General features: G+C 47.4%; 16 protein-coding genes. 10 read left to right on the top strand and 6 right to left on the bottom strand.

Annotated elements, in window-relative coordinates:
• The first annotated feature begins 26 nt into the window (after nt 1–26).
• The 4 genes from JNUCC31_RS26200 (at nt 27) to JNUCC31_RS26215 (ending at nt 11183) form a co-directional block, all read left to right on the top strand.
• Nucleotides 27–2357: a glycoside hydrolase family 95 protein gene (locus JNUCC31_RS26200; RefSeq protein WP_192266006.1), complete on the top strand. Its 2331-nt coding sequence runs from the start codon at nt 27–29 to the stop codon at nt 2355–2357.
• A gap of 100 nt (nt 2358–2457) precedes the next feature.
• Nucleotides 2458–3990: a response regulator gene (locus JNUCC31_RS26205; RefSeq protein ID WP_192266008.1), complete on the top strand. Its 1533-nt coding sequence runs from the start codon at nt 2458–2460 to the stop codon at nt 3988–3990.
• Between the two features lie 310 nt (nt 3991–4300).
• On the top strand, nt 4301–8896 hold the full coding sequence (locus JNUCC31_RS26210; RefSeq protein ID WP_192266010.1) for an S-layer homology domain-containing protein: 4596 nt from the start codon (nt 4301–4303) through the stop codon (nt 8894–8896).
• Between the two features lie 166 nt (nt 8897–9062).
• A complete protein-coding gene (locus JNUCC31_RS26215) occupies nt 9063–11183 on the top strand; it encodes an alpha-galactosidase (RefSeq protein ID WP_192266013.1) in 2121 nt (706 codons plus the stop codon).
• A gap of 66 nt (nt 11184–11249) precedes the next feature.
• Here the strand turns inward: JNUCC31_RS26215 and JNUCC31_RS26220 are convergent, their stop codons facing one another.
• Complete coding sequence (locus JNUCC31_RS26220; protein WP_228469253.1) at nt 11250–12977, bottom strand: cache domain-containing sensor histidine kinase; 1728 nt, start codon at nt 12975–12977, stop codon at nt 11250–11252.
• Nucleotides 12978–13231: 254 nt separating this feature from the next.
• Between JNUCC31_RS26220 and JNUCC31_RS26225 the strand changes: the two genes are divergently transcribed.
• From JNUCC31_RS26225 to JNUCC31_RS26235, 3 genes are all read left to right on the top strand, one after another.
• Nucleotides 13232–14188: an ABC transporter permease gene (locus tag JNUCC31_RS26225; protein WP_192266017.1), complete on the top strand. Its 957-nt coding sequence runs from the start codon at nt 13232–13234 to the stop codon at nt 14186–14188.
• Between the two features lie 28 nt (nt 14189–14216).
• The gene (locus tag JNUCC31_RS26230) at nt 14217–15107 is read left to right on the top strand and encodes a carbohydrate ABC transporter permease (RefSeq protein ID WP_029880772.1); all 891 of its coding nucleotides are present in this window, start codon (nt 14217–14219) and stop codon (nt 15105–15107) included.
• Nucleotides 15108–15239: 132 nt separating this feature from the next.
• Nucleotides 15240–16844 (top strand): extracellular solute-binding protein, encoded by a 1605-nt coding sequence (locus JNUCC31_RS26235; protein ID WP_192266019.1) that lies wholly within the window; start codon nt 15240–15242, stop codon nt 16842–16844.
• 89 nt (nt 16845–16933) lie between these two features.
• Here the strand turns inward: JNUCC31_RS26235 and JNUCC31_RS26240 are convergent, their stop codons facing one another.
• A complete protein-coding gene (locus tag JNUCC31_RS26240) occupies nt 16934–19372 on the bottom strand; it encodes a glycosyl hydrolase family 95 catalytic domain-containing protein (protein ID WP_192266021.1) in 2439 nt (812 codons plus the stop codon).
• 208 nt (nt 19373–19580) lie between these two features.
• Between JNUCC31_RS26240 and JNUCC31_RS26245 the strand changes: the two genes are divergently transcribed.
• Both JNUCC31_RS26245 and JNUCC31_RS26250 read left to right on the top strand, forming a co-directional pair.
• Nucleotides 19581–20468, top strand: coding sequence for an AraC family transcriptional regulator (locus JNUCC31_RS26245; RefSeq protein WP_192266023.1), 888 nt, complete (start codon nt 19581–19583; stop codon nt 20466–20468).
• Nucleotides 20469–20561: 93 nt separating this feature from the next.
• Nucleotides 20562–21449 carry a divergent polysaccharide deacetylase family protein gene (locus JNUCC31_RS26250; protein ID WP_228469254.1) on the top strand — a complete coding sequence of 296 codons (888 nt, stop codon included), beginning with the start codon at nt 20562–20564 and terminating at the stop codon, nt 21447–21449.
• Here the strand turns inward: JNUCC31_RS26250 and JNUCC31_RS26255 are convergent.
• Nucleotides 21424–22182 carry an N-acetylmuramoyl-L-alanine amidase gene (locus JNUCC31_RS26255; RefSeq protein WP_192266025.1) on the bottom strand — a complete coding sequence of 253 codons (759 nt, stop codon included), beginning with the start codon at nt 22180–22182 and terminating at the stop codon, nt 21424–21426. The genes JNUCC31_RS26250 and JNUCC31_RS26255 overlap by 26 nt on opposite strands.
• 195 nt (nt 22183–22377) lie before the next feature.
• Here JNUCC31_RS26255 and JNUCC31_RS26260 point away from each other — a divergent pair, with 195 nt between their 5' ends.
• Nucleotides 22378–22602, top strand: coding sequence for a YqzE family protein (locus tag JNUCC31_RS26260; protein WP_192266028.1), 225 nt, complete (start codon nt 22378–22380; stop codon nt 22600–22602).
• A 96-nt stretch (nt 22603–22698) separates the two neighbouring features.
• On the opposite strand, the gene JNUCC31_RS26265 is transcribed toward JNUCC31_RS26260, so the two are convergent.
• The 3 genes from JNUCC31_RS26265 to JNUCC31_RS26275 form a co-directional block, all read right to left on the bottom strand.
• Nucleotides 22699–23754 (bottom strand): hypothetical protein, encoded by a 1056-nt coding sequence (locus tag JNUCC31_RS26265; RefSeq protein ID WP_192266030.1) that lies wholly within the window; start codon nt 23752–23754, stop codon nt 22699–22701.
• A gap of 182 nt (nt 23755–23936) precedes the next feature.
• A complete protein-coding gene (locus JNUCC31_RS26270; RefSeq protein WP_228469255.1) occupies nt 23937–25160 on the bottom strand; it encodes a YqhG family protein in 1224 nt (407 codons plus the stop codon).
• A gap of 2 nt (nt 25161–25162) precedes the next feature.
• Nucleotides 25163–26923 (bottom strand): DEAD/DEAH box helicase, encoded by a 1761-nt coding sequence (locus JNUCC31_RS26275; protein ID WP_192266033.1) that lies wholly within the window; start codon nt 26921–26923, stop codon nt 25163–25165.
• Nucleotides 26924–26988 lie beyond the last annotated feature (65 nt).

The following is a 26988-nucleotide window of genomic DNA, read 5'->3' on the forward strand; positions in this document are numbered from 1 at the left end:
TGAATATGTGGGATGGAGGGCATGATATGAATGATTTTACTTTGTGGTATTCAACCCCTGCCGCGGATTGGTCTCAAGGCCTGCCGCTGGGCAATGGAAGAATAGGGGCAGTTATTATGGCGTCTTCGCATCGTGAGGTGTGGAGTATGAGCGAGGTCACCTACTGGTCAGGCCAGATTGACCCGGAGCACCTTTCCGGAGGCGGAAAGGCTGCACTAGAAGAGATGCGTGGTTATTTCTTCGCCGGCGATTATGATAGAGGAGATCGTCTTGCCAAACAGCATTTGCAGCCGAAAAAGGGTAATTTCGGCACTAATCTTGGATTATGTGAGGTCGTTATTGATTTTGAGAAGAAGAATACAGGCACTGATCAAGGCGGAAGCTTCCAACGTGAGCTGGATCTGACTCATGCGCTGGCCGGGGCATTCTGGAAAGATGACGACATCACGATTCTTCGTGAGGTCTTCGCTTCACACGCTGATGATATAGTCGCATCCAGAGTTTGGAGCGAAGCTCCGGGTGGAGTATCCTTTACGCTCGGTTTGGAGAGGGGAACTGAGTCATTCAAGGTTGCAGTCTTAGAGGACAACACGCTCGAATTTCAAGGTCAGGCGACGGAAAATGTACACAGTGATGGGACTTGCGGCGTACGGGCCAAGGGTTTAGTGAAGGTGGTTGTATCCGGGGGAGCCATCACCAGTGAAGATGGTCGATTGATCGTGACCGGAGCGGACGAGGCATGGATTTATTTTAGTGTAAGTACGGATTATCGTCATACAGATCAGGAGTGGGAAACAAAGAGCCAGTCTACGCTGTTGAAGGCTTTAGACAAGGGATATGTCTTGCTGAGAGAAGATCATATCTGCGATTACAGCGAGCAATATGACAAGGTAGATATACAATTGGGGAGCAAAGGGAAATCCGGTCTGGCAACAGATCAGCGTATTCGATTGCTGGAACAGGGTGGTGGAGATGGAGACCCACAATTGTTTGCATTGTTTCTCCAGTATGGAAGGTATCTGACCATTTCGGGTTCTCGTGAGAACTCTCTGTTGCCACTCCACCTCCAGGGAATCTGGAATGACGGTGAAGCGTGCCGGATGGGCTGGAGCTGTGATTATCACCTTGATGTGAATACTCAGATGAATTATTACCCCACAGAGATTGTGAATTTGGGAGAGAGCCATCTTCCGCTGCTTCGCTACGTTGAAGATTTGGCACAGGCCGGCAGAGAAACGGCACGTAATGTATATGGATGCGACGGATGGGTCGCTCATGTATTCTCCAATGTATGGGGCTTTACGTTACCTGGATGGGAGACCTCATGGGGACTGAACGTTACAGGCGGATTATGGCTGGCTACACACCTGATTGAACATTATGAGTACAGTCGGGATCGTGTTTTTCTTGAGAAAGTGGCCTATCCTGTACTTAGAGAATCTGCAGCCTTCTATTTGGACTACTTGTGTGAGCATCCTCGGAACGGATGGCTGGTGACCGGTCCTTCGAATTCGCCGGAAAATCATTTCTATCCCGGTCATTCGAAAGATGGGGCACATCAGCTGTCCATGGGACCGACAATGGACCAGATGTTGGTGCGCCGTCTCTTTGAATTTTGTCTTCATTCAGTTGAGCTTTTGAACAAAGACGATGAACTGGGACGCAAGCTGAAAGAAGCCATCAGCAAGCTTCCACCTGTGCAGATCGGTAAAAAAGGTCAGTTGCAGGAGTGGCTGGAGGATGTTGAGGAAGTGCAGCCAGAGCATCGGCATTTGTCTCATCTCTATGCGCTCTATCCAGACCATCAGATTACACCTGACCGTACACCGGAACTCAGTGCGGCAGCACGAGTAACGCTGGAGAACCGCATGGTCCAGGAAGAACTGGAGGATGTTGAGTTTACTGCTGCCTTGTTTGGACTGGGTTTTGCGAGATTACATGATGGGGAGACAGCTTATAAACATCTCTCACACTTGATCGGCGGCCTGTGCTTCGATAATTTGTTTACCTATTCCAAATCGGGCATTGCTGGAGCAGAGAGCAATATCTTTGTCATTGATGGAAATTTCGGCGGTACAGCTGTCATAGCGGAGATGCTGCTGCAAAGTTATGCGGGCGAGATTCACCTCCTCCCAGCGCTCCCAAGGGCATGGAGCACAGGGGCTATCTCCGGACTTCGGGCTAAAGGGAATGCCGAGGTTGACATCGTCTGGGACGATGGAAAGCTGACATCTACGACCATTCACACTTTCTCGCCGGGAACATTCACCATTTGTTGGGGCAAACAAAGAAGGATTCTTCATACTGAAGCAGGCGAAAGTTACTATTTCAATAGCGAGCTGGAGTTGGTAAAATAACGATCTATACTTGAAAATAACTTTCATTTATATGGACCATGGTCCCATGGAGGGAAAAACATATAATAGAGACATAAAGAGACAAAGGGAGGGGACGTTGATGTATAGTATTTTCTTGGTAGACGATGAGGAACTTGGACTTGAGATGATGAGGGATTATATCCGCTGGGAAGAAATGGGCATCTACATCATGGGAACTGCGAGTAACGGCAGGGAGGCCTTGGAGAAGATTGAGGCCACCCAGCCTGATATTGTTCTTACCGATGTTCAGATGCCGATCATGAACGGTATTGACCTAGCGAGAAAAATACATGAGAGCTACGACTCAATCCAGGTGATGTTTCTGACCGGACACGATGAATTTCAATATGTAAAATCAGCTATCAACGTAGGGGCCGTGGGATATATGCTAAAACCGTTGGATTTAAACGAAATTGAAAGCGTTATCACCAAAGTTAAACAGCGTTGTGACGAAGTTGCAATGAAGAATCGTTCCATGGAGGCGGCCAAAGCCAATATTCTGAAGGAGTTATCTTACGAAAAAAATGCGGATCGTGCTATTGATCTCGCGTTTGGTTTCAGCCGTCTAACTCGTCAGCCGGAAACCACCCGATATGCAATGGCCTTGTTCAGTATTGATCCCAAGGAGGCCGAAGGGGAGCAGCAAAGTCTGGAGGATTGTACAGGTCGGCTGCTGTCTTTTCTTGACCATTTCTTCAAGGCGAAGAACCTGAAAGTGACCTTTGTGGATTACAAGGAAGGGGAGACTGGTGTATTTATGGAGGCAACCCAGCAGCCGGGACATTATGCGTGGGAAGACTTGGCTGAGGCTATCCGAAGTGTCCTGGATTTTACGGTGACGACAGCTGTAGGCGGACAAGAGACGGAGTTATCCAATATTCATTGTCTGTATGAACAGACGCGAATCATTTTGAACGAGCGTTTCTATGAAGGTACAGGTACGATTATTCATGCAGAGACTGTTTCGAATCAGTTTTATACGGAACATATGCCGCCTTTTGAACAAAAGGAGTGGTTTGAGGCCATTAACCGACTGGATTTTGAATGGGCTGCACAGAAGCTGCATGGATATATTGAGGGATTGGCAACATTACGAGTCAAGAAAAAAATCATCTGCGACTGGTCGATAGATCTCGTGAATGAGCTGCTGGAGCAGCTTCATAAACCTGTTCCAAAGCGGGCTGAGCTGTATCATTCCATCTATAATGCGCTGACTCTGCATGAGATTGAAGATCTGATCCTCAGCACTGCCGGAGACGCCGTGAGTATGTTGGGTGAGCGGTTTATGGACAAAAATGCAAAGCTGATTCACAAGGTCCGCACGCTCATTGACCAGAATTATAATCAGCCGATTACCATCAACAGCCTGTCGGATCAGGTCTATTTGTCTCCGAACTATTTGAGATCCATATTTAAGGACAAAACAGGGATGACCATTCACGATTATCTGACACGCATCAGACTGGATAAAGCCAGGGAACTGCTGGCAGACGGCTCGCTCAAGATTCACGATATTGCGCAGAGCGTCGGCTATGAGAGCACGTCTTATTTTATTTCTCTATTCCTTAAGACGCAGGGTGTTACACCCAATGAATACAGGAAAAGTATATGACCATACAGGCCGTCTGATAACGAGAACAAGACTGTAATTTTCCCAGAACGTTGCAACGTGACTTGAAGAGGTTCCTCCTTGGGCCAGCCCATGAATTTGATTTGTAAATGAAAGAGGCTTTCCTGTATGAATAGTAACATTGTGGTATGGAACATCCCCCTCCTCCTTTTTACAATTAGGCATATAGGAAAGGAAGGAGGAGAGGGGATTTGGCAGCTCTCTATGAAAGCGATTACAGATAATGGCTGTGAACCACCGCAGGATAGGCATATGGAGACCTAACTCAATCAAAAGAAAATGGAGGCATGTTATGTTGGGACGGATTATGAAAAAAGGATTTGTGTACTTTATCATTATTTGTTTGGCAATAGGCGGGGGCCAGTTCGCCCGGACAGCTCACGCCGATGATATGAATACCTATGAAGCTGAGGCCGAGGGGAATATTTTGCTTGGAAATGCGACTGTCTCTGATAGCCCGACGGCTTCAGGCGGCAAGAAGGTCGGAGGCATGTACCAAGGCAGCTCCTTGCAGTTCAACAATGTTACTGTAAGTGAGACAGGAAATTATAAGATTTCCGTTTACTATATTTCAGGTGATTCGCGGCCATTCAACATTAGTGCGAACGGCGGGGAGAAGCAATTTGAAGAACCGCCCAAGACTGTCGATTGGGATACGGTGGGAACCTATGATGTAACCCTTCCGTTGAACGCGGGTACCAACACCATCCTGATCGATGACAACAACTGGTATTCTCCAGACATCGACAAGATCGTGATCCATGGTTTGGATAGTGGTCATCCGGGAGAAGGAGACGGAGACGACTGGAAGAAAAATCTGCATGGTGCAATCATTGAGGCAGAAGCAGCCGACAATATTTTGAAAGGCAATGCCAAGGTGGCAGACAGCAGCATTAGTTCAGGCGGGAAAAAAGTAACGGATCTGAACAAGAACAGTTCACTGCAATTTGCGAATGTCACCGTATCGGCAGAGGGTACATATTTGATCCGAATATCTTATATTTCCGGTGATCAGCGACCTGTCTATATGCAGGTGAACAATGGAACGGATGAGATGATTGATCTGCCCAAAACAGCAAGCTGGAATACGGTAGGCACATATGATGTGGAAGCTTCCCTTCATAAGGGTGTTAATACCATCACATTCTCGGATCATGATTGGTACTCCCCTGATTTTGACCGAATTGAAGTAATCCCGTATACGGTCAGCTATGAAGCCGAAGATTCGGACAATACGCTGACTGGTGAAGCGCGTGTAATGGACAGTTCCAATGCTTCAGGTGGCAAAAAGGTTGGTTATCTGAATGGCGGGAGCTCCTTGACGTTCAATAAGATTATTGCCCCAATGACAGGGGATTACCGCGTTAAGGTAGCTTATTTTTCCGGAGATCCACGCAGTTTCTATGTGAACGCGAATGGTGGGGAAGAGCAGTTTCATGACCTGCCCAAAACCCCGGATTGGGATACGGTAGGTACGTATGACCTTACACTCCCGTTAACTGAAGGTGAGAATACGATTACTTTTTCAGACAACAATGGCTATTCTCCCGATCTGGACCGGATTATCGTAGAGCCTGCGATAAAGACTGAACCCGAAAATCCGGGTGAAGGAGATGACGATCTCGGAACACCGGGTGACTCGCAACGTTACGGGGATATCACGGTAACTGATTATACCTATGGCCTCTTGGTATCGAATGGACAATACGAAGTGTCTTATAATACCCAGACCGGATTTGCCGGTTACAGCTGGGCAGACGGACAGAAGATGCGGGGCATCTTTAGTAGCATTAAACTTGGTGAGAGCCTTGTGGAAAGCAAAGGGTATGAGAGTCATGCGAGCGGTGGAGCACCACTGGAGATTGAGGATGGATTCGGCAAAGGCATTGAACTGACTTTTGTTCATACTTCCACTGGCAAACCAACGCTGAAGCAGGTCTATCGGTTTTATGAAGATCAATCGTATTTCCTCAACCGTCTGGATGCCCTCAGTGACACGGAGATCCAGAGCAATTATATGTCACCCATTACGGTGAAAAATACGGGCGGTGTAGATATCGGCGTCAGCTCGGATAATCGAGTACTGACAGTGCCTTTTGACAATGATGCATGGATTCGCTACAAATCTCAAACGATGAACCGGGCGGATACCAGCTACGAAATGACGACGGTATTCAATAACTCGACTCGTTACGGTCTGGTGATCGGTTCAGTAACCCATGACACCTGGAAGACAGGTATTGACTGGAAAGGCTCAGCTAATCGGTTGAATGAATTTGCTGTATATGGTGGGGCAGCCAGTGACGTTACCCGCGATACTCAGCCACATGGCAGTCTGACCGGTACTGAAATATCCTCACCCATGATTATGGTAGGTGCTTTCAGTGATTATCGTACAGGACTTGAAGAATACGGTAAAGCGAATGCGATCATCACGCCTCCTCTGGCCTTGAATCCGGAATTGCCGCAAGGTGTTCCAGTTGGATGGAATAGTTGGGGCGCTTATGACAGCAGCCTTTCGTATCAGAATGTAGTAGATGTGTCCAATTATTTTAAGAACAGCCTGAAGAAGTTCAATAATAACGGCAATGTATTCATTAATATGGATTCCTACTGGGATAATCTGAGTGATGCAGAGCTTGCCCAAGCCGTATCTGTCATTAAGGACAATGGTCAGCATGCGGGCATCTATTGGGGACCATTTGTATACTGGGGCAACGATATGAGCCAAAAAGTGGATGGTACCAATGGGCAATATACGTATGGTGATATTGTACTCAAGGATAGTGCAGGGAAACCTCTGCCTACACTGGATGGAGCATATGCACTGGATGTGACACATCCGGGAAGTCAAATGCGCATGAATTATTTTCTGGATAAGTTTAAAGCGCTTGGCTTCACATTCATCAAACTGGATTTCCTAACCCATGGCTCGCTGGAAGGCCAACACTATGATACTAATGTGACGACAGGGATCCAAGCATACAATGAAGGAATGCATTACGTCGAAGAACGATTGGACGGAAAAATGTTTATTAGTGCGTCCATCGCACCGATATTTCCGAGCCAGTACGCGCACAGCAGACGGATCTCCTGTGACACATATGGCAAAATCAATGAGACGGAGTACATGCTTAATTCATTGACATATGGCTTCTGGCAAAATGGCACGATCTATTCCTATACAGACCCTGATCATTTGGCATTAAGCAGAGCATCAAGCCTGGAGGAAGCCCGCAGCCGGGTAAATTCCGGCGTGATTGCTGGTACGGTAATGATGGATTCCGATGATGTGAACGATCCGAAGGCACAGGAATACATGACGGCATTGTACAATAACACGGATGTTCTTCAGGTGGCGCTGAAAGGGAAAGTATTCAAACCGCTTGAAGGAAATACAAACGCCAACGCCGCAGATACGTTTGTTCTGAAGGATGGCAATGATTATTACCTTGCCGTATTTAATTACAACGCCAATAGTTCAGCGAACAAGACGATTGATCTGGGCCGCGCCGGATTGAATGATTCTACATCCTACACATTAAAAGACTTATGGACAGGTGAATCTTCGTCAACCACGGGTTCATGGTCCATCTCGCTGGGACCGGCTGAATCGAAGTTGGTTAAATTGACCGAAAAAGCAGTCACCCCGGAAAATCCAGGGAACCCAGGGAACCCAGGGAACCCAGGGAACCCAGGGAACCCAGGGACTTCTGGCAACAATGGAAATACCAATAATACTAGCAGAAACTCCGGCAACAGCGCGACTCCGGAGAACGATACAGTAAAACTCGTCATTACAGCCGATATGCTGAAAGTGGACAGTGGGGCAGGGAAAGCCGTTGTGGACATCCAAGCGGGTACTCAGGAGCTGCAACTGTCATCGGCTGTCTTACGTCAGCTCGGCAACCATGCACTGGAAGTGAAATCAGGCAAGCTAACCCTGCATATCCCTGCAAGTTTGTTCCAGCAGCTATTGAGCAAGCTACCAGCAGGGCAACAGGAAGAAAGTACAATATCCCTGAAAATGGTTTCGCTTGATAGCGAGGCCAAGGAGGTCGTTGCTGCAGTGGAATCATCATCCCGGGCAACGGTTTCCCTTATGGGAGAAATCGTTGAATTCGGCCTTTCGGCAACCACCAAATCAGGTTTAACCGAAACACTTGCTGCGTTTGATCATCCAATTACGCTGAGCCTGGCAGTGGCTGAAGGCTTCAACGGTAAGCGGGGAGGAATTTATTATATTAACGAGAATGGAAAACTAAAATTTCTCAAATCGGATTACGCGAGTGGTGTACTAACGACCAAAGTCAGCCACTTCAGCAAGTATGCCGTGCTGGAACTAGATCGGACTTTTACCGACGTTCCGGCCAATCATTGGGCCGACTCTGTAATCAAGGAGTTAGCGTCTAAGCTGTTTGTCGATGGCACAAACGAGGATCAATTTGACCCAGGACGTGCAGTCACCCGCGCCGAGTTCGCCGCCATGCTTGTTCATTCTCTGGGATTGACCGTAGCAGGGGAAGTGCACTTTACAGATGTGGCGGCAGATGCCTGGTACGCGGAACCCGTCTCGATCGCGACCCAAGCTGGAATTGTAAGCGGTAGAAGCGCAGCCAGTTTCGAGCCGGACGCCCAGATTACCCGGGAGGAAATCACGGTGATGCTGATGAAGGCATATGAGTTGAATGTTGACAAAGTGCCTGTTGGTTCTACAGACACTATCTTTACCGATATGAATCGGGTTTCCTCATGGGCAACTGCTTCGGTAATGGATGCAGCCCGATTGGGACTGGTTCAAGGCCAAAGACAGGGACAGTTTGTGCCTAAAGGGATCGCTTCCCGGGCAGAAGCGGCTCAGGTCATTTATAACCTGATTTTGAAGTGAGGCTTAAGGCTGCGGATTACATCGCAGCCTTATTTTCATACCTTGAAATGACAGATGATTTCCCCTACGGATTGTAAGAATGCGATATGGCTAATGTAACATCTGCTTCCTACAATAATAAGTATGTTCACAACACACAGCACGAGGGTAACAGGAACTCGAAAGGATGATAAACTTGACGATTCAATATAATGAACAGCTACGTATATTTGCAATACAGACGCAAAATTCGTCCTACCTTTTCGGAATTAATGAGAGAGAACACCTCCAGCATCTGTATTGGGGTGACCCCATTGACATTGAGGACAGCGCCCCGTTGCTCCGTCTGCAATCCCATAGCTCTTTTGACGCGGAAGTGGAAGGAGAAGTGGAGGAGTACAGCTTCTGGGGAGGCGCATCTTATACAGAACCGTCTTTGAAGGTTCGTATGCCTGATGGGGTTCGTGATCTCCGGGTACGGTACGACCATCACGAAATTACTGAAAAGGATGGCAGACAGACGCTGATTATCACGTTGAAGGATCAGGTGTATGCACTTGAAACGCAGTTGGTATATCGGGTTATCCCGGAGTATGATCTGGTGGAGCGTTACGCCAATATCGTAAATACGGGTCAGGAGGTCATCGTGCTGGAGAGCATGCAATCTGCGGCCTGGACCCTGCCATATCTTCAGGATTACCGCCTGACCCATGTTACGGGTAAGTGGTCGGGTGAATTCCAACTCCGAAACACAAGTTTGACTGAGGGGAAAAAAGTGCTTGAATCGAGAAGAGGTTTTACCGACGGCCATGCCAATCCATGGTTCGCCATAGATGACGGCCTTTCGACCGAAACAGGCGGCGGGGTATGGTTTGGCGCTCTCGCCTGGAGCGGTAACTGGAAGATTGTTGCAGAGAAGACGCCGTTCACACATGTTCGGGTAACGGGCGGAACTAATGATTTTGACAGTGAATGGCTGCTGGGTGCGGGTGAAACGATCGAGACGCCTGTCTTTGTCGGGGGTTTCAGCCCTGAGGGTTTTGGCGGCATGAGCCACCGCTTGCATCAGTATCAATATGATTACATACTGCCGCGCAGTGAAATCGGGAAAGTGCTGTATAACTCCTGGGAAGCAACTTACTTCGATGTGAACGCACAGGACCAAATGGCGCTTGCCGAGCGGGCAGCCAAGATGGGTGTGGAGCTGTTTGTCGTGGATGACGGCTGGTTCGGGCAGCGGCATTCTGACCGTGCTGGGTTGGGCGACTGGAACGTGAACAAGGAGAAGTTCCCGAACGGACTTGTTGAACTGATTGACCGGGTTCACGGACTTGGGATGGAATTCGGCATATGGGTAGAGCCGGAGTCGGTCAACCCGGATAGTGATCTCTATAGAGAACATTCAGACTGGGTATATCATTTTGAGACCCGGGGACGCACGGAGCTTCGCAATCAGCTGCTGCTGAACATTTCCAAGCCTGAGGTTAAGCAATACATTATCCATTTTATGACCGAACTGCTGGGCAACCATGAGATTAAGTTCATTAAATGGGACATGAATCGGACCATCACGGAGCCTGGTATGAAGGGTCACCCCATTACCCGCCAGAAAGAAGTATGGGTAAGGCATGTTCAGAGTCTCTATGATATATGGGCACAGCTGCGAGCCAAGTTCCCGGATGTGGAGTTTGAAACTTGCGCAGGAGGCGGCTCGCGGATTGATCTGGGTATCTTCCGTTATGCTGACCAATCCTGGCCGAGTGACAATACGGATGCGTTCGACCGTCTGAGCATTCAGGAAGGCTTCTCGTATACATACGCGCCACGAATGATGACCTGTTGGGTAACCGAGTCGCCTACAGGAATGAACGGCCGAAACGTCTCGCTGAAGTATCGGTTCCACAGTGCAATGATGGGCACACTTGGTATTGGTTTCAATCTGAACGAGTGGAGTGATGAGTGGATTGAGCAGTCCGGGGAATTCGTCGATCAGTACAAAGCCATTCGCCACCTTGTCCAGTTTGGCAGACAGTTCCGTCTGACTGCGCTTCGTCATAAGGGGGTTACCGCTGTCCAGTACAGCGATGCAGCAGGAAGTGACCATGTGCTGTTCGCCTTTCTTCACTCGCAGAAGCTGGGTGAACCGTTGCCAAGACTCCGTTTGGCAGGTCTTCAGGCTGACAAGACCTATCTCATTGAAGAGTTGGGGTTATCGGTCAGTGGGCGTGCGTTAATGAACATCGGAGTGGAGTTGCCCCTACGCGGCGATTTCGACAGCCTGGTGTATCGCATCCGTGAGCAAGAATAACGTTCTGGAAGAACTGTTTAAAAGGAGTGCTTTGTAGGCCGATAACGGCTGCATCGCACTCCTTTTTTATTGAATCTCTTTTTGTGGCAGACGGATCTGGACCGTGGTTCCCATGCCTAGTTTGCTAAACACTTTGACACCGTAGTATTCACCAAATTTCAGCTTAATTCGCCGATCCACATTTGAAATGCCATAGCCTCGTCCTTCTTTTTCTTCAAACAAAGCCTCAAGCTTCTCTCGCCGCATGCCCATTCCATCGTCTATAACCGATAAGATGATACTATTGTTCTCGATGACACCCTTGATATGGATATTTAGGGGCCGATCCTGATTCCAAAGAGCGTGAATCACTGCATTCTCCACAAAAGGCTGTAACGCAAGCTTCACGGTCGAGTAGGGCAGGATGGACTGATCTATCGTATAGATGATGTTCAGCTTGCCCTTAAATCGAATAAGTTGAATAGCATTATAGCTCTGGGTTAGCTTCAACTCCTCATTGATGGTCAGGATACTCTTTCCTTTATTCAGGGAGATCCGATAAAACTTGGCCAGATGAAGGACCATATCCTGAATCTGGGGATCCTGATGCTTGACGGCCAGAGAGGAGATCGAGCCGAGTGTATTATACAGAAAATGAGGATTGATTTGAGCTTGAAGCAGGTCCAGTTCAGCTTCCTTGCTCTGCAGCTCTTTCTGGTAGACTTCGGTAACCAGACTTTTCAACCGGGTTGTCATCTGCTCAAATGCAAAGTGAAGCTGTCCGATCTCATCACTGCCCATTTGCTCCTCATGGGCAGGGTTGAAATCTCCCCGTTCAATGCGGCGAATCATTCGTATTAACGTCCTGATGCGTTTGCTGAACAGTGAAGCGGTAATATAGATGAGCAACAGCGCCACGCCGATGAAGCCCAGTGAAATTTTGATAATAAGCTGAGAGAGAGATTTGGCATCCTTGATAATACTGTCATACGGGAAGATGGATACCGTTTTCCAGCCATTTTTGAGCGTGTTATAAACGGCTAGAGCCTTCACGCCTTGATACGTTGTATCAAATCTTCCTGAAGCCGTATCGTCAAAATTTTGATGAAGAAGTTCGGGCAGGCTTGTATTAATTAACTGTTTGTCGGCGGAGGACAGAATCATACCTTTGTCATTTATGATGAAAATATCTTTGCCGCCTGCTTCCTTTTCCATTAAGGAATAGATGACAGACTCGGAGATTTGAAAGACCAGCATCCCATAAGGATACTGATTACTATTGTTGTTCAGCAGTCGTGCGAGCGTAAACATGGCAGGACCGTTCTCTGTCTGCGGCGATGAGAGATGAATGATGTTTCCATAGGATTGTTGCAGCTTGTGGAACAGCTCCGTGTTTTGAACTTCGGGTGTAATCGGCCGGATATAATAATTGTCTTTGGGCAGCGATGGATTGTCCGAATAAATGAAGGCGCTATCAAAATCAGGGTAGGCAGCCATCACGGTGTCGATACGATTGCCAATATAATTATAGACGTCCAGATACGATGGATCATCCTGATACTCGTTCGTCAAGTAATTGGCAAGTCGGTTATCCAAATAAATGGAGGCGGAAATATGTTCGTAGCTGTCCAGTTTGTTCTCCAGATTTTTAGTGATTTGAGCGGTTGAGTTCGTCATGTTGATATAGATCTGCTCGGTGAGTTTGATTTTGGTAAGTTCATAGGAAAAGTAAACCAACAGCATCATTGGAATGATGGTGACCAGAACAAATACCATAAACAGTTTGGAACGAAAGCTCAGATTAACAAAAGGCATATATAAGTATTTTCTATAAAATTGGCGCATCAGGAAGCCCTCTCTTGACTGAATATTCGTTGCACAGTTCATCATAGCAGAGTGAATATGGAAATCCAATCCTCTCTTTTACGCAGAAACATCTTTAAAAAGCGGTATCTTTCGGAGAATTCGACTATGGCGGGCAATCAGCGTCAAATTTATGATGAATAGGAGAGAAGTTGAATCCAGATATGGCCTACCATGCTGCTGTATAGAAAAAGGGAGGGTATTTAATGCATAAGGTAAGCGCTATCAAAACAGTCAGGAGCAATAATCTGATAAGCAGACTAAAAGAGCAAAAATGGTTATTCGTGCTTATGCTTCCTGCCTTCATTGCGACATTGCTATTTTCCTATGGTCCGATGTTTGGACTATATATGGCGTTTACGAATTATCAGCCGGGTGGGGGATCATTTTTTTACCAGTTCTTCCATGCTGAATTTGTAGGTTTCCAGTGGTTTGAGTATTTCTTTACTACAGGGGATTTCTATCGGGTTATGCGAAATACGCTTGCCACAAGTTTGCTGACATTGTTCTTTGGATTTCCTGCGCCGATCATTCTCGCGCTTGTACTAAATGAAGCAAGACAGGGATTTTTCAAACGTTTTGTACAGACGGTTTCCTATCTGCCGCATTTTATCTCATGGGTTATCGCAGCCAACATTGTAATTACGCTGCTGGCTTCCGATGGAATGCTTAACAATATTCTGGTTATGCTGGGCATGGTCAAGGAACCTGTCGCATTTTTGCAGAACGGGCCTCTATTCTGGTGGATTATCGCCCTGTCGAACATGTGGAAAGAAATGGGTTTTAGCGCCATAATGTATCTCGCTGCAATCGCCTCCATTAATCCGGAGCTCTACGAAGCGGCCAGGGTGGACGGAGCCAGCCGATTTAGGCAAATGTGGCATATTACGCTGCCATCCATGCGTCCTACCATTGTCATATTGGCTATTCTCGCGGTCGGAGGCATTTTGAATGCGGGATTTGAACAGCAATACCTGCTGCAAAATAATACCGTACTTGAATACTCCGAAGTAATTGATATTTATGCCTACAAATACGGACTGCAGAACAGCATGTTCTCTTACGGGGCTGCCGTGGGAATGTTCAAATCCGTTGTTGCCTTTATTCTTGTCCTCATCGTGAACCGGATTTCCAGAAAAGTGAACGACCAGGCGTTGTTCTAATTAGAAGAGACAGAGGGGAGCGCTTGTGATGATTCTGAACAGATTCGGGGATCGTATTTTCAAAATTATTGTGTATTTCATTCTTATTCTCGTATTACTGGTTACATTTCTTCCGTTTTGGAATATACTCGTTCTTTCATTGAACAGCGCGGAGGATACAGTACGAGGCGGCGTCTACCTGTGGCCCAGAGACCTGACCCTGGACAGCTATCAGCAGATTTTGAAGGATAGCGAGATTTTGAACGGGCTGTGGGTAACCGTCAAGCGGACTCTGATTGGTGCACCGCTGTCGGTTCTGGTCATTACGATGCTTGCGTATCCGCTAAGTCGGCGGAATCTGATTGGACGCAAAGGATGGAACCTGTACTTTATCTTTACCATGTATTTCAGTGGTGGACTCATTCCATTCTACATGGTGCTTAAGGCACTGAACATGATCGATACATTCTCGGTGTTCATTTTGCCAAGTTTGATGAATGTCTTCTATATGATTATTGTCCGTACCTTTATGGAGCAGCTGCCCCATGAGATTGAAGAATCGGCGAGGGTGGATGGGGCTAACGATCTGACGATTTTCTTCCGAATTGTGATGCCGCTGACAACACCTGTGCTTGCAACAGTGGGCCTCTTTCAAGCCATTGGACATTGGAATGCCTGGTTTGATTCCTATGCGTTCACCTACAGCTCGGACCTGAAAACTCTTCAAGCCGTGCTTGTCAAAATATTGAATCAATTTCAGACCGGCGGCATGATTTCACAAACGCAAATGCTGGCCAACTCGGCCAAGCGGAATGCCGTTTCAAGCGATACCATTCGAATGGCTGCTACCATGGTAGCGACCTTACCGATCGTTATGGTGTACCCGTTCCTGCAAAAATACTTTGTTAAAGGCATGACTTTGGGAGCGGTGAAGAGTTAATCTGTTTCATGATCCGGTTGCAGGGAAGGCTTGTCCGGTGGCCTCTCCTGAAAGGGGGTGGGCAAAGATCGTTTTGGAAATGCTCAATCTAGCACTGCAGGAATTTATTCATTGGGAGGAATTAGGGTGTCAATGACAAAGACAAAAAAATGGATGACCATGGGGATTACGGCTGCATTAGTCGTTGGTTTGCTGGCGGGCTGCTCCTCCAATGATGGGGAGAACAATACAGCAGGTAAAGACGGGGAACAAGGGCCGATTACGCTGACCTGGTTTGATGGCAATACCAAAGGAGAACCTTTTACCGATGCGGTTGCCCAGGAAATTACCAAAAAGACGGGCATAGAGATTTCCATCCAGCAGCCAACGGGTAATCCAACAGAAAAACTGAGCCTGATGCTGGCGAGTGGTGACTATCCCGATGTGGTGGTCATGAGCCGGGGAGATGCTTCCCTTGATAAGTACATTTCAAGCGGCGCATTCATTCCACTGGATGAGTTGATTGAGAAATATGGTTCTGATTTGAAAGAAATGTACGGCGAAACTTTGACCAAAACACGTTATACAGACAGCAAGAACTACTATCTGGCAAACTGGTACGGTCTCGACAGTGATCCGGTCTTCGGTATGCTGATGAGGCAGAGCCTGCTGGAAGAGTTTCTTCCAGACAAGGCAGATGGTTCAAAGCCACTCACAACGGACGAGTTTGAGACACTCCTGAAAAATTTCAAAGAAAAATACAACACGATTGATGGCAAAGAGTCCATTCCGATGACGATGAACGGTGAGAACATGGGCGCGAATCTGGGGACATTTAAAGGCATGTGGGGCTTAAAAACGTATTATGACAACAATGGACGTCTGCAATATGATGTCAAGGACCCCAAATATCGTGAAATGCTGTTATACATGAATCGATTATATAGAGAAGGTTTGATTGAGAAGGAATTTGCGATTAGTAAAACGCAAACATGGATTCAAAAGCTGACGACTGGCGCGGTATTCGCTACCCCAGGTGCATATTGGGACCCAGGTAACGGTAATGCGGCCCTGAAGAAGGATGGCGGAGAGAAGAATCAGTTATTTGCATATAAAGTTGTTGCTCCAGGTGTAGATCCGGCTCAAACGACATTTGGTCCAAGAAGTTCGCTTGGATGGGATGCGATCGCTATTACCAAAAATAACAAGCACCCGGAAGAGACAATGAAGCTCTTTAATTATCTGGCGAGTGATGAAGGACAGCATTTGCTGCTGTGGGGTAAGGAAGGCGAACAGTATACCATGGTAGATGGCAAGCGCCAACCGGACCCTGCGTTCCTGCAAAGCTTCAAGGATAACTGGGATGACACGGTGAAGAAAAGCGGCGTTCGCAAATGGTTATGGTTTATCAAAAATGGTCTGGACCCGAATGGACAGCCGTATGATATGGCGGTCAAATTCCAGCGCAGTGAAGTGGATGAACTGGCCATTAAGAGTCTTGGCGATTCCGTATGGGATACAGCGCAGTATGATAACCTGAATCCGGATGGGGGAACACCTCAAGCACTGACGGCCCAGAAGGTGAAGGATATTATGGATCAGAGCATTACGAGAGCTATTATCGCTCCAAGTGAAGCTGAGGCCAATTCCGTATTCGACAAGATGCTGGAGGATATGAAAAAAGCTGGCGATGAGAAAGTGGAGGATATTATCAACGAGAAATATGCTCAGCGTATGGAGCTGTGGTCTTCCAAATAACCTGAATGTTTATAACAAGATTGTATAACAGGAGCGTCCCGGGGTGATTCGGGACGCTCTTGGTTATATCTTTCTTTTGGTAAGATACGCTACACCTGCGCTTTAACCATGGTGATGATATCTCCTGCTACTGTCGAGATTTTTCCAACCTGACCAGATAACATACATTGTTCACCGGAAGGGAGGGTGCACAATGCCCCTTCTGTCCATGGGATATAGAAGGATAGTGAGGTACCAGCTTCACTCTCAATCTCGATCCAATCCGTCTCCCCATCTACAAAAGCCGCACTTACAAGGAAGCCTCCCACAGCACGGAGCGTATGGAATTCTGCCTTCTGTTCGTTCGGCCAGTTGGGGAAGAAGCGCAGGTTACCATTATAACTTTGAAGAAGGCATTCATTGATAACGGCAGGCAGGGAAAAATTTTCGAACCAGATGCCCATACGGGACATGAAATCGAAGTTCTCCGTGTCAGCATAGCGACCACCGCTCATTAGGACCCGATCTGTGCAAGTGCCGTTTGGTAGCAGACAATACTGAATCTGGCGCTTGAACCGTTCCAGATCCAGCAAACCAAGCCGGGCTCCTGCAAGATGATAGAACACGAGTTCATTCCCACCTTCGTTTCGATGGTTAAGGTAGGCGTTCACTGCGGTCCGGTATTCTTCTTCGGGTGAATGAAGCCCATGGTCTTCGCCTGGAAATATCGTCGTGATCGGAATCGGTACGTTATAGATTACATCGGGGTTCTCGCCCTCCACCGACACAAAGACTGGACCGTTCCGGGATTCGGCTATGGGATAAGAAGGAAAATGGTTCAAGATCTGCTCTACATTGTCCAGCAGCTTCTGCTCGGTTTCTACCATCTCAAGAATATCACAGGCCTGTGTGAAAGCATTGAACAGAAATCGCGTCAGTGTCAGGTCGATCAGGCTGTCTTTGTTTTTGGCAAAGCCGGGTGCAATCTCATATAACTCCGGCACAACCGTCGGAAAAATGTGATAATTGTCGTCTCCCCAGTGTTCACCCCGTGCTTCCGGACGTTTCATGTAATCGACCATGAACAGTACAGCTTCTTTCATGGGTTGAAATGCACGATTACGCAGAAACGTCTCGTCCATGGAATAGAGATAGTGCCACCATAGACTTTGCACCGTCCAAGGCGTCTCACAGATTTCCCATCCCCAGTGCGGGACAGGGTAGGGCATTATGGACATTTCAACAGGATAGGCGGAGTGTGGAAAATAAGCTCCACTCAGTCCGTAATAATCTCGCGCCCACGTCCGGCTGACAGGAAGTACATGATCAACCATATCCACGTAAGGAAGATGTTTATCGAGATGGTTGCTGGAGAATGCAACCCAGAACGGCTGCTGCGTGTTGTAATTCATGTGGTAATCCCCATGCCAGTCTGCACCGATGGTACGGTAGCTCCAATTGGCGAACAGGCCAGGACAGGTAACGCCTGCTCTCACGGCACAATTAAAAAAATACAGATTGTGATACCAGATACGCTCCAGGAACTCATCTTCCAGTGCGACGGAGGAGAGGCTCCAATAATCACGCCACATTGCCTTCGACTCTTCCTTAGCTTGATTAAAGTAAGATAGATCTGGCGGGTGGGCCTCATCATCGAGATCGCTATAAAAGCCTTCCCACAGCTCTGCGCATGCCAAAAAGCCGTGTTCATCTGTTCCCGGAGAATCGAAATTTACTTCTGAATTCTTCGTAAGGAGGGGGTGTTCTTCGTTCTTACCTATACCAGATACGCTTACAGCAAGCCGGAAAGCTTTATCTTTCACCTGAGTTATATAAGGTACAGACGGGTGTTCCACATGCGGCAAAATTTGTGTAAATGACTGTCCGCCCGTCACTGTGTTGGTCATAACTTCTGCGTGTGGGAATTCAGGTGGTGTTTCGGGATCTGGAATTAGCTTGATCTCCTCGAATAAGGGAACCAACGCACCTGTTGCAGCATCGCTTGCTTTCATCCAGACTCGTTCGTGTGATCCTTCCACAAATAGCTCGAATATGGCAGGTTTGCCATCCATCAGGAAATCAATCGTGCAAAGGCCATTTGCAATATCAATGGTATGGCCAATAACTTCGGCCTTTCGCCGATCATATCGCAGCAGCAGTGATCCGCAGGGCATGGGCTTTGGATAAGCTTTACTGTAATTTTGGCCGGCCAGCTCACAATATTGTTTGTACCATGGATGATCCGTTAATTGCACCAAATCAGCTGGCAGAGCAGCCAATCTTTCATAGACCTCTTGGAAAGTCAGTAGCTCGTCTTTGTGATCTTCAGCGAGACGAATATCCCAGACATTGTTATGTCCAAAATGGAGCATTACGGCATCCGGGCGGGTTGTTACGACAATACCCAGTCCTCCGTTGCCTAACAGTGCGCCTTCAAAAAAGTCCGGCGCAGGACCAGTGAAGGAAACGGGATGCTGCTTGGCACGTTCATAGCCTCTGTTCTTATTTATCTCGTGTCTTCTCTTCATTTGCTTATCATTCTTCTGCATAAATGTCCTCCTCGTGAAGTATGCGATGTACAGTTATTACTGTATTGGAACAGCAGTTTGCTGTATTTAGCAAGACGTCCACGATTTGCACGATAGTCAGATCAATTGGTGCTCTGCTGAGATGTACCTCTAGTCCCGAATTGTACCTTTCGACAATGGAGATGAATGGGTAACATCGAGAGAAACGGAGTCGGAAAGGAACCTTCCTATGAATTTTGCTTCCTTGCATCCCTATGTATATCTGGCGACACGATACCCATTTGTAAAAGGACAGTCGAGTTCTCAGCGAATTTGCTATACCAGCTCTATTTACTTGATCAGCGAAGGGTACGGGATATTGACTACAAATGGTCAGAGCAGCAGGCTGGGTCCGGGTTCGCTGGTCTATATCGCAGCAGGGCAACTGCATGAGTGGGTAGCTGATCTGAAGAACCCAATGGTACACCTATGTTGTTATTTCGATTGGCACTATGTGGAGAGGGGAACGGATTTTAATACAGTTTGTCCGATTTGTTATCCCCCGCAGGTGCTGCAGCAGGCATTTGTGGGCCCTTCTTTTCCTTACGCGCTTAGGGAAATTTCAAAGGTGGAGTCATTGCGGATTTGGCAGGATCTCTTCCGGGATTTTTATAAGAGTGGGGTGTTCATCAATGAACAGACGTTTATGCGCAGTTTGACGATTCAACGTAATTTCCAGACATTCATCGACTATTTTTTGAACTGTTGCATGCTGAGGGAGGATTTCATTCCAGATCAGCGAATAAGCCAAATGTTGCACATGATTGAGCAGGATTTGTTGCATGAAGCCCCCAAACCGCTGAAGGTCTATTACCAAAAGCTGAATATGAGCCGTGGTCATTTTTTTGAACTATTTAGAAAATCTACCGGATATTCTCCCATCCAATATATGAACCGATTACGCATAGGACTGGCTAAGGACGATCTGCTGCACACGACGCTAAGTATCACACAAATAGCGGAAAAATATCACTTTAGCTCCGTTCATTACTTCTCCAGGCTTTTTCATCGACTAACGGGTCAAACCCCGCGTCAATATCGCTTGTCTGCTTGTGCTAGTTCAATCCTGCAATCTTAAGTTTTTCATTGGAATGAACAGGCTTTTTTGGTCTACATATTCCCCCTTCATTGTTCAAATAATGATGGAACAGAACAAAGGAGGGAACGACGGATGAATAAGGCCGGGCGAAAAGGGTGGTCATGCTCTTGGAGAATGAAGATGTCATTGGTGTTAGTCGGCTCGATATTAATAGTCAATGGGGGAAACCTGCCTTCCAGTAGTGCGGATTCGCAACATGTACCACATCAGGTTTCTTCACATACTTCCGGAGACAAATCACAGCATAAACGAATGGCGATCATTATTGATGATGTTGGGAATAACATGAAAGGAACGGCAGAAATTTTGGCGACTCCTGTGAAGCTAACGGTGGCTGTAATGCCTTTTTTGCAAACGACAAAGAAAGATGCGATCGCAGCACATGAAAAAGGGATGGATGTGATTGTCCACATGCCCATGGAGCCCAAAAAAGGAAGGCCTGAATGGTTGGGTCCAGGTGCGATCACATCCAATCTGACGGACGAAGAAGTCCGTGACCGTGTAGAGAAAGCCATTGATGATGTCCCCTATGCGATTGGCATGAACAATCATATGGGATCCAAAATTACGTCCGATAAACGCATCATGTCTATTGTATTGGACGTTTGTCAAGAGCGTGGATTGTTTTTTGTCGATAGCCGGACCAACTTTCGCTCCGTGGTGGGCGAATTGGCAGTGACTAAAGGCATGCCTCCAGTCGGGAATGACATTTTTTTGGATGATCATAATTCCAAACAGCGTATTCGTAAACAGATGGATCTTGCGGCTCAGCGCGCTCTTGACAAAGATGTATGTGTCGTTATTGGGCATGTTGGACATACCGGAATGAACACATCAGCCGTAGTTCATGAATCCGTTTCCCGGCTCAAAGGTCAGATTGAGTTCGTCGGTATAGGCGATCTGGTTCGTGATGTGTGGCATTGGAAGCCTGAGCTTAAACTGCCGACAGATAATAAATAATGCCGCTTGCTATGGCCTGTGCGATCCGTTTCTGTTCTTTCGGATCGCTAATCATGGCACGATCACGGGCATTGCTTAGAAATCCGGTTTCGACGATTACAGCCGGTTGCTTTACATGATTCAACAGATAAAAGGGTTTACCCCATGCAACGTTATGTTTGGTCTCGTACAATTGATTAAGTTGACTCTGAATGGAGTCTGCGAGCAGATAGCTGCGTCCCTCGTTCTGATGTAAAACGACCGGACCTCGGGAGGTCGACCGTGGGCTCCAGTTGGCATGGATGCTGACAACGATATCGGTGCTTATCTCTTCGCTGAGGCTTTTGCGTTGAGCCAAATCCCTGAGGTGACGTGAGCGGCTGTTCAGCCAGCGATTTTCGTCACTAAGTGCATAATCGCCGAATCGGTTAATAATGACTGCATAACCCTTGCTGCGAAGCAGGAGGTACACCTTTTGGCTAATAGCAAGATTGATGTCTTTTTCCAGAACACCATGGTCCGTTGTTCCACCGTCAATGCCGCCGTGTCCCACATCCAACAGGATAACAGGTGCTGCAAACGCATGGTGGGAGGAGTGATAGGCATCCCCATCCGTTACCGGCAGCATGGATGAGCTTATGGGTGATTGTTTTGATTGGAGTGAAGCGAATTGCTCCGTGGCGACGTGAGAAGTCAGGGGGACGCAACTAATACTGATTAGCAATGCCATCGATGCGGCCAGCAGCTTATACATGAGAATACACGCTCCTTCTTGAAATCGGCTTCTATAAGCAATAGAGCCTGGATGGATACCTTTGGCATTAGACTGTGCATTCTTTTATTTTTCATACTCTTTGCAGCAAAAAAAATGTTTATCTCGGATCTCTTTTGCACACAATAGGGATAACACATAAGCCCCGGCTTTACCGGAGCTACGGGAGGCAAGATTATGGCCAAAAGTGACGAGTTGGTGAAATACATTACTGAGCGAGTCGTTCATTATATCGACACACCCAAAGATGAACGTAAAGGACGCACCAAGATCAAAGAGCCTTGGACGATGAAGTGGTTCGGAATGATTCCTTTTGCTGTATCCCTATGGGTTGGGAAAAAGGAAAAAGCAATGAATTCGCCGGAAAACAGGGAGAAACGAAGCTCTTCGGGTAAAGCATAATTATGGATCAGCTTTTATATCTGATCTCAACGTAAAAGACGCATTCCTAGGAAACCAGAGGAAGGCGTCTTATTTGTTTTGCACATCGGCCACTTCTTAACTGGGATGTTTAGGATTAAAGGCGTAGAAATGCCCATCCCGTATTAAGGTCTGCAGAGGAACAAATCGTCTTACCGAAGTATGACCACCAATAGCTACATATTGTAATAACGCTGTTCCACGATCATTACGCCAGATCTGATACCCGCTGACAGGCAGAGGGCCTCCATAGAAAACATTTTGATGATTTGCAGAGAAAACAATCGCTTTATAATCTTTCCATTGCTCATTCAACGACTTAACTCCAGTAATGGATACAGCCTTGGATGTGATCCATAACAGGTTATCCGCAGGATTAAACATGGGCTGCAGATACATGGAATCTACAGATCGCAGGGAACCTTGAGGTGAGACTGACGGGATGACAGCTGTTTGTCCAGACATTGTGGTCATTGAATGAGGGCGTTTCGTGTTCTGTGAGCCCACATCGAGTTCTTTCAGAACACCTTCTGGCAAGGTATCGCCGTTGGTTGCGTCAATATAGATTGCAGCAGCATGGGGTCTATCCACTTTCCAATAAGCGAGCAGGGGAGGAGCGTAACACCATTTTAGCTCTCCTCCTTCTGTACTAAGCTCTTGCAGGGTCAATTGATGTTTATCCAAAACTTGATTCAACAAGGAACTGCTGTATGGCCGTTGTCCTCCCTGACCATACTCACTGAGCTGTAATTGCCCCTGGTCGTTCTCTGAAATAATCATATAACCAACGGGGGACCCTTCAACATCAGCGTAAACAAGCCAACTGCGCGTGCCGGGACCGAGGGGGTAAAAGTCCAATTCAGCCTGTTTCCAACGTTTCCCGGTCGCTTCAGACCCAAGAATGAGCGCTTGTTCGTGTGCAAACTGTTGAACCGTATCTGGGGCCATTATATCTGAATAAAGCACAGCCGTACTTTGGGCAATGGTTAAGGGTTGCATCGATTCAGATGCATCTTGAATACCAGCACCTTCAGCTTGCAGTAAGGGGAGCAGGGTGATTACACACAGAAGGCACACAGCAATACCTGTAATTCGTCGTATTACGTTCCACGCAGGGTGGAAGGGTTGTTTCATGCGAACACCACCTCTTCTGGAGTACATATCATGACGAATTGGAGCTGTATTCGTTACATGATCGTTTCTAGTTTCATTCTAGAGGACAAGCTGTGCAAAGGTTGCTGCAACCTGTCGGGCTGCCACTCATGAATAAACACTACTTTTGCCGTCATTTGAGGGAAAAGTAGTGTCCTCGTCGTCTATCTCAAATGAAACATGCCGCTGCTAATGGCGGTCACCTTCACTTTAGGCTCATATTGCCAAATCATCTCGGTACGGCGTGTCTCGTATTGAAGCTTCATGGCCTCACGGTCCATCACTGCTTGTCGGGCTTTATCCTGTTCAGGGTCCGTTTCCGTGTCCGGTTCTGCCTGAACAGCAGATTCAGCTGCGAGTTCGACATCGGATCCGATCATCACGCCAGCAGGTTCAATGGGCTGTAAATGTACATTCTGGTTTCGAGAGGGCTCGGAGCGATCAGGCTGAATAGGGGTAGATGATCCCGCCTGATCCTTACCAGAAGCATTAACCTCTCTACTGGAATCAGAGAGCGTATCTACGTCGACCTCAGGAGTGTCTTCTCTAAGAACTGCTTCATAGTAGGTATCCACAACAGCGAGTTCCAGATCAAGCCGCTCTTTGGCTTTCTCAGCCCAGCTATAATCGAGTTCCAATAAGCGGTTCGTCAAATGAGATTCCAGAGCAGCCCCGGCATCGGCTAGCGATACTTTGGCGGTCTGTACGTGCATATTCTCTGCCAGTCTTGGACTGAGGTCACGTTTGTTCAGCTTGGAGCCGAATTTCTCGACAATCTCCCCTGTGCGAAGGGAGATTCCAATAAAATGCAGTTCCTCTCGCTTTAAATCACAGGCAAACTCCACTTTGAAGCAGACACCAAGCCATGGTTCATATACCGCTGGTGCGGTGGCGCGCAATTGCCGTTTGGCAGCCTGTTCGAACAGATTTACATATTCGCCACCTTCACGGGCTGCATTGAAAATCTGTTGTAACCTGCGGCTGCCATATACCACATCCTCTTTCAAAATCCGTCCTGGCCCTAGTTGAGGGAGAGAAGGGACAATGCCGAAGTACCGACCTAGAATGGTATCTTTGGGAGCCTCGGGGCTACCTGGATTTGCACCTGGTGAGGGTGGTGGGGCTAACTGTGCAGCTTTGGCTTCAGCAGCTTCCATTGCCTGCTGATGGGCGTCCGGATCAAATACAAACGTAAAGGACATTGTCTCCGCAGGTGCTCCGGTTCGCTCGACAAATCCCCAATAATACGGACGGTTGGTTAACGCCTTGTCGGCTTCTGGTGAAAGTTTAACGGTTACATGGGCAGGAGATCGCTCCATGATCTGACAATCGAGTGTTTCCAGGTAAGTGAGCACGTAAGCTTGCACTTCATGGGGCGACATGGTCATGATCAGAGACCTCCTTTGCGAAGATCAACCCCGGTCACGACCGGAGCCTGACTTGCAACTTCACGCTGAATGGAGTTCAGCGATTGTCCAAGTGAATCCATTTTACGGCGTATATCCTCTTCATTTTGGGACTCAAGCATAATTTTGTACAAACTTTTCTCAATGGATTCCTTCTTCTCCAGCCGTTCCAGAATGACATCCAGTCCACCAATGACCATCTCAAACATATTGATCTTTTCATGCAGCAGATTCAGAATGTGTTCTTCAATGGTACCCGTCGTCGACAGGTTGTAGATATTGACGTCATTTTGCTGTCCCAATCGGTGTACGCGGCCGATCCGCTGCTCTACACGCATGGGATTCCAGGGCAGATCGAAGTTGATCATGTGATGGCAGAATTGAAGATTGATTCCCTCACCGCCTGCTTCGGTTGCAATCATCGCCTGTACGCGGCCGCGGAAGAGGTCCATCATCCAGTCTTTTTTCCCCCGATTCATACCGCCTCGGTAAGGAACTGCGGTAAGACCGTTGTTGCGAAAATAATTGAGCAAGTACTCTTGTGTGGCACGGTATTCGGTGAAAATGATAACTTTCTCATTCATGTCACGAACGAGTTCCATCGTTTTCTCGGCTTTGGTATTTTCCTTGATCGCTTTAATGTGCGCAACCAGTTCCCATATCTTGTCCCGCAGCGGAGAGTCCAGTGGAAGTTTCTTTGACAGATTGACCAGTGTTACAAATACGGCATCCCGGCTGCTGCACACTTCACGCTGCAAGGTGACCAGGGAAAGCATGCTGCTCAGGTTGCCGCCCGCTTCCTGATACTGATCTTTCACAAAGGAAGTTACACCATCATATAGGGCCTGTTCTTCGGCCGATAGCTGCAAATTCACATTAGACACGTTCCGTTTGGTGAATTGAACAGGTCCTTCGCCGCGGCGGTTACGGATCATGACTTTGGATAACTCATCCTTGAGCTGCTCCTGATTTTTCGGAATACGTTTGTCCACTACAAAATTGGCCGCAAAATCACCTTGACGACCAAGCTGTCCCGGCTTGAGCAGGTTAATGAGATTAAACAGCTCGCTCATGTCATTCTGTACCGGCGTAGCCGTGAGCAAAAGGCAGTACTTTTTCCGCAACTTCAGCATGAATTGATAGTTGGTCGTTTTTTTATTTTTGAGCTTATGAGCCTCGTCGATAATAATCATGTCGTAATCCGTATTCAGCAGCATATCTTTATGCGGGTCACGCTTCGCTGTATCCATGGAGGCAACCACGATTTCATTTTGCCAGGAATAGGCTTTTTTCTGTGCAATCGCAGGGATGCCAAATTTGGAATTCAGTTCCCGGACCCATTGCAGTACAAGGGACGCAGGTACGAGAATCAGAACTTTGGATACGAGTCCACGGACCATATATTCTTTCAGAATCAGCCCAGCTTCAATTGTTTTACCTAGTCCAACCTCATCGGCTAGAATGGCACGGCCTGACATTTCAAATAATACTTTGCGTGCCGTATCCATCTGGTGTGGAAGCGGGGTGAGTCCCTGTAAATGCTTCAGGCACTGGATTTCATCAAAGTTGGGAATCAAATTCGTCTCTTCCGCTTGAATGGCAAGTTGAAAGAGTCTGTAATCACCCCATGGGCCGCCTTTATCGAGTCTGGACTCCAGTTGGGTCAGCCAACTACGGTCGAATTCAAGTGGAACGGGTAATTCTGCTGCAGGTTGATTGAGATGATGCGGGCTTTTCCGGTTCATGATGCTTCCTCCCCTGCCATACGTGATGACGTTTTATTCGTAGCTTATAGTATGGACGAATGAGA

Origin of the sequence: Paenibacillus sp. JNUCC-31 (assembly GCF_014844075.1) — a bacterium.
Taxonomy (GTDB): Bacteria; Bacillota; Bacilli; order Paenibacillales; family Paenibacillaceae; genus Paenibacillus.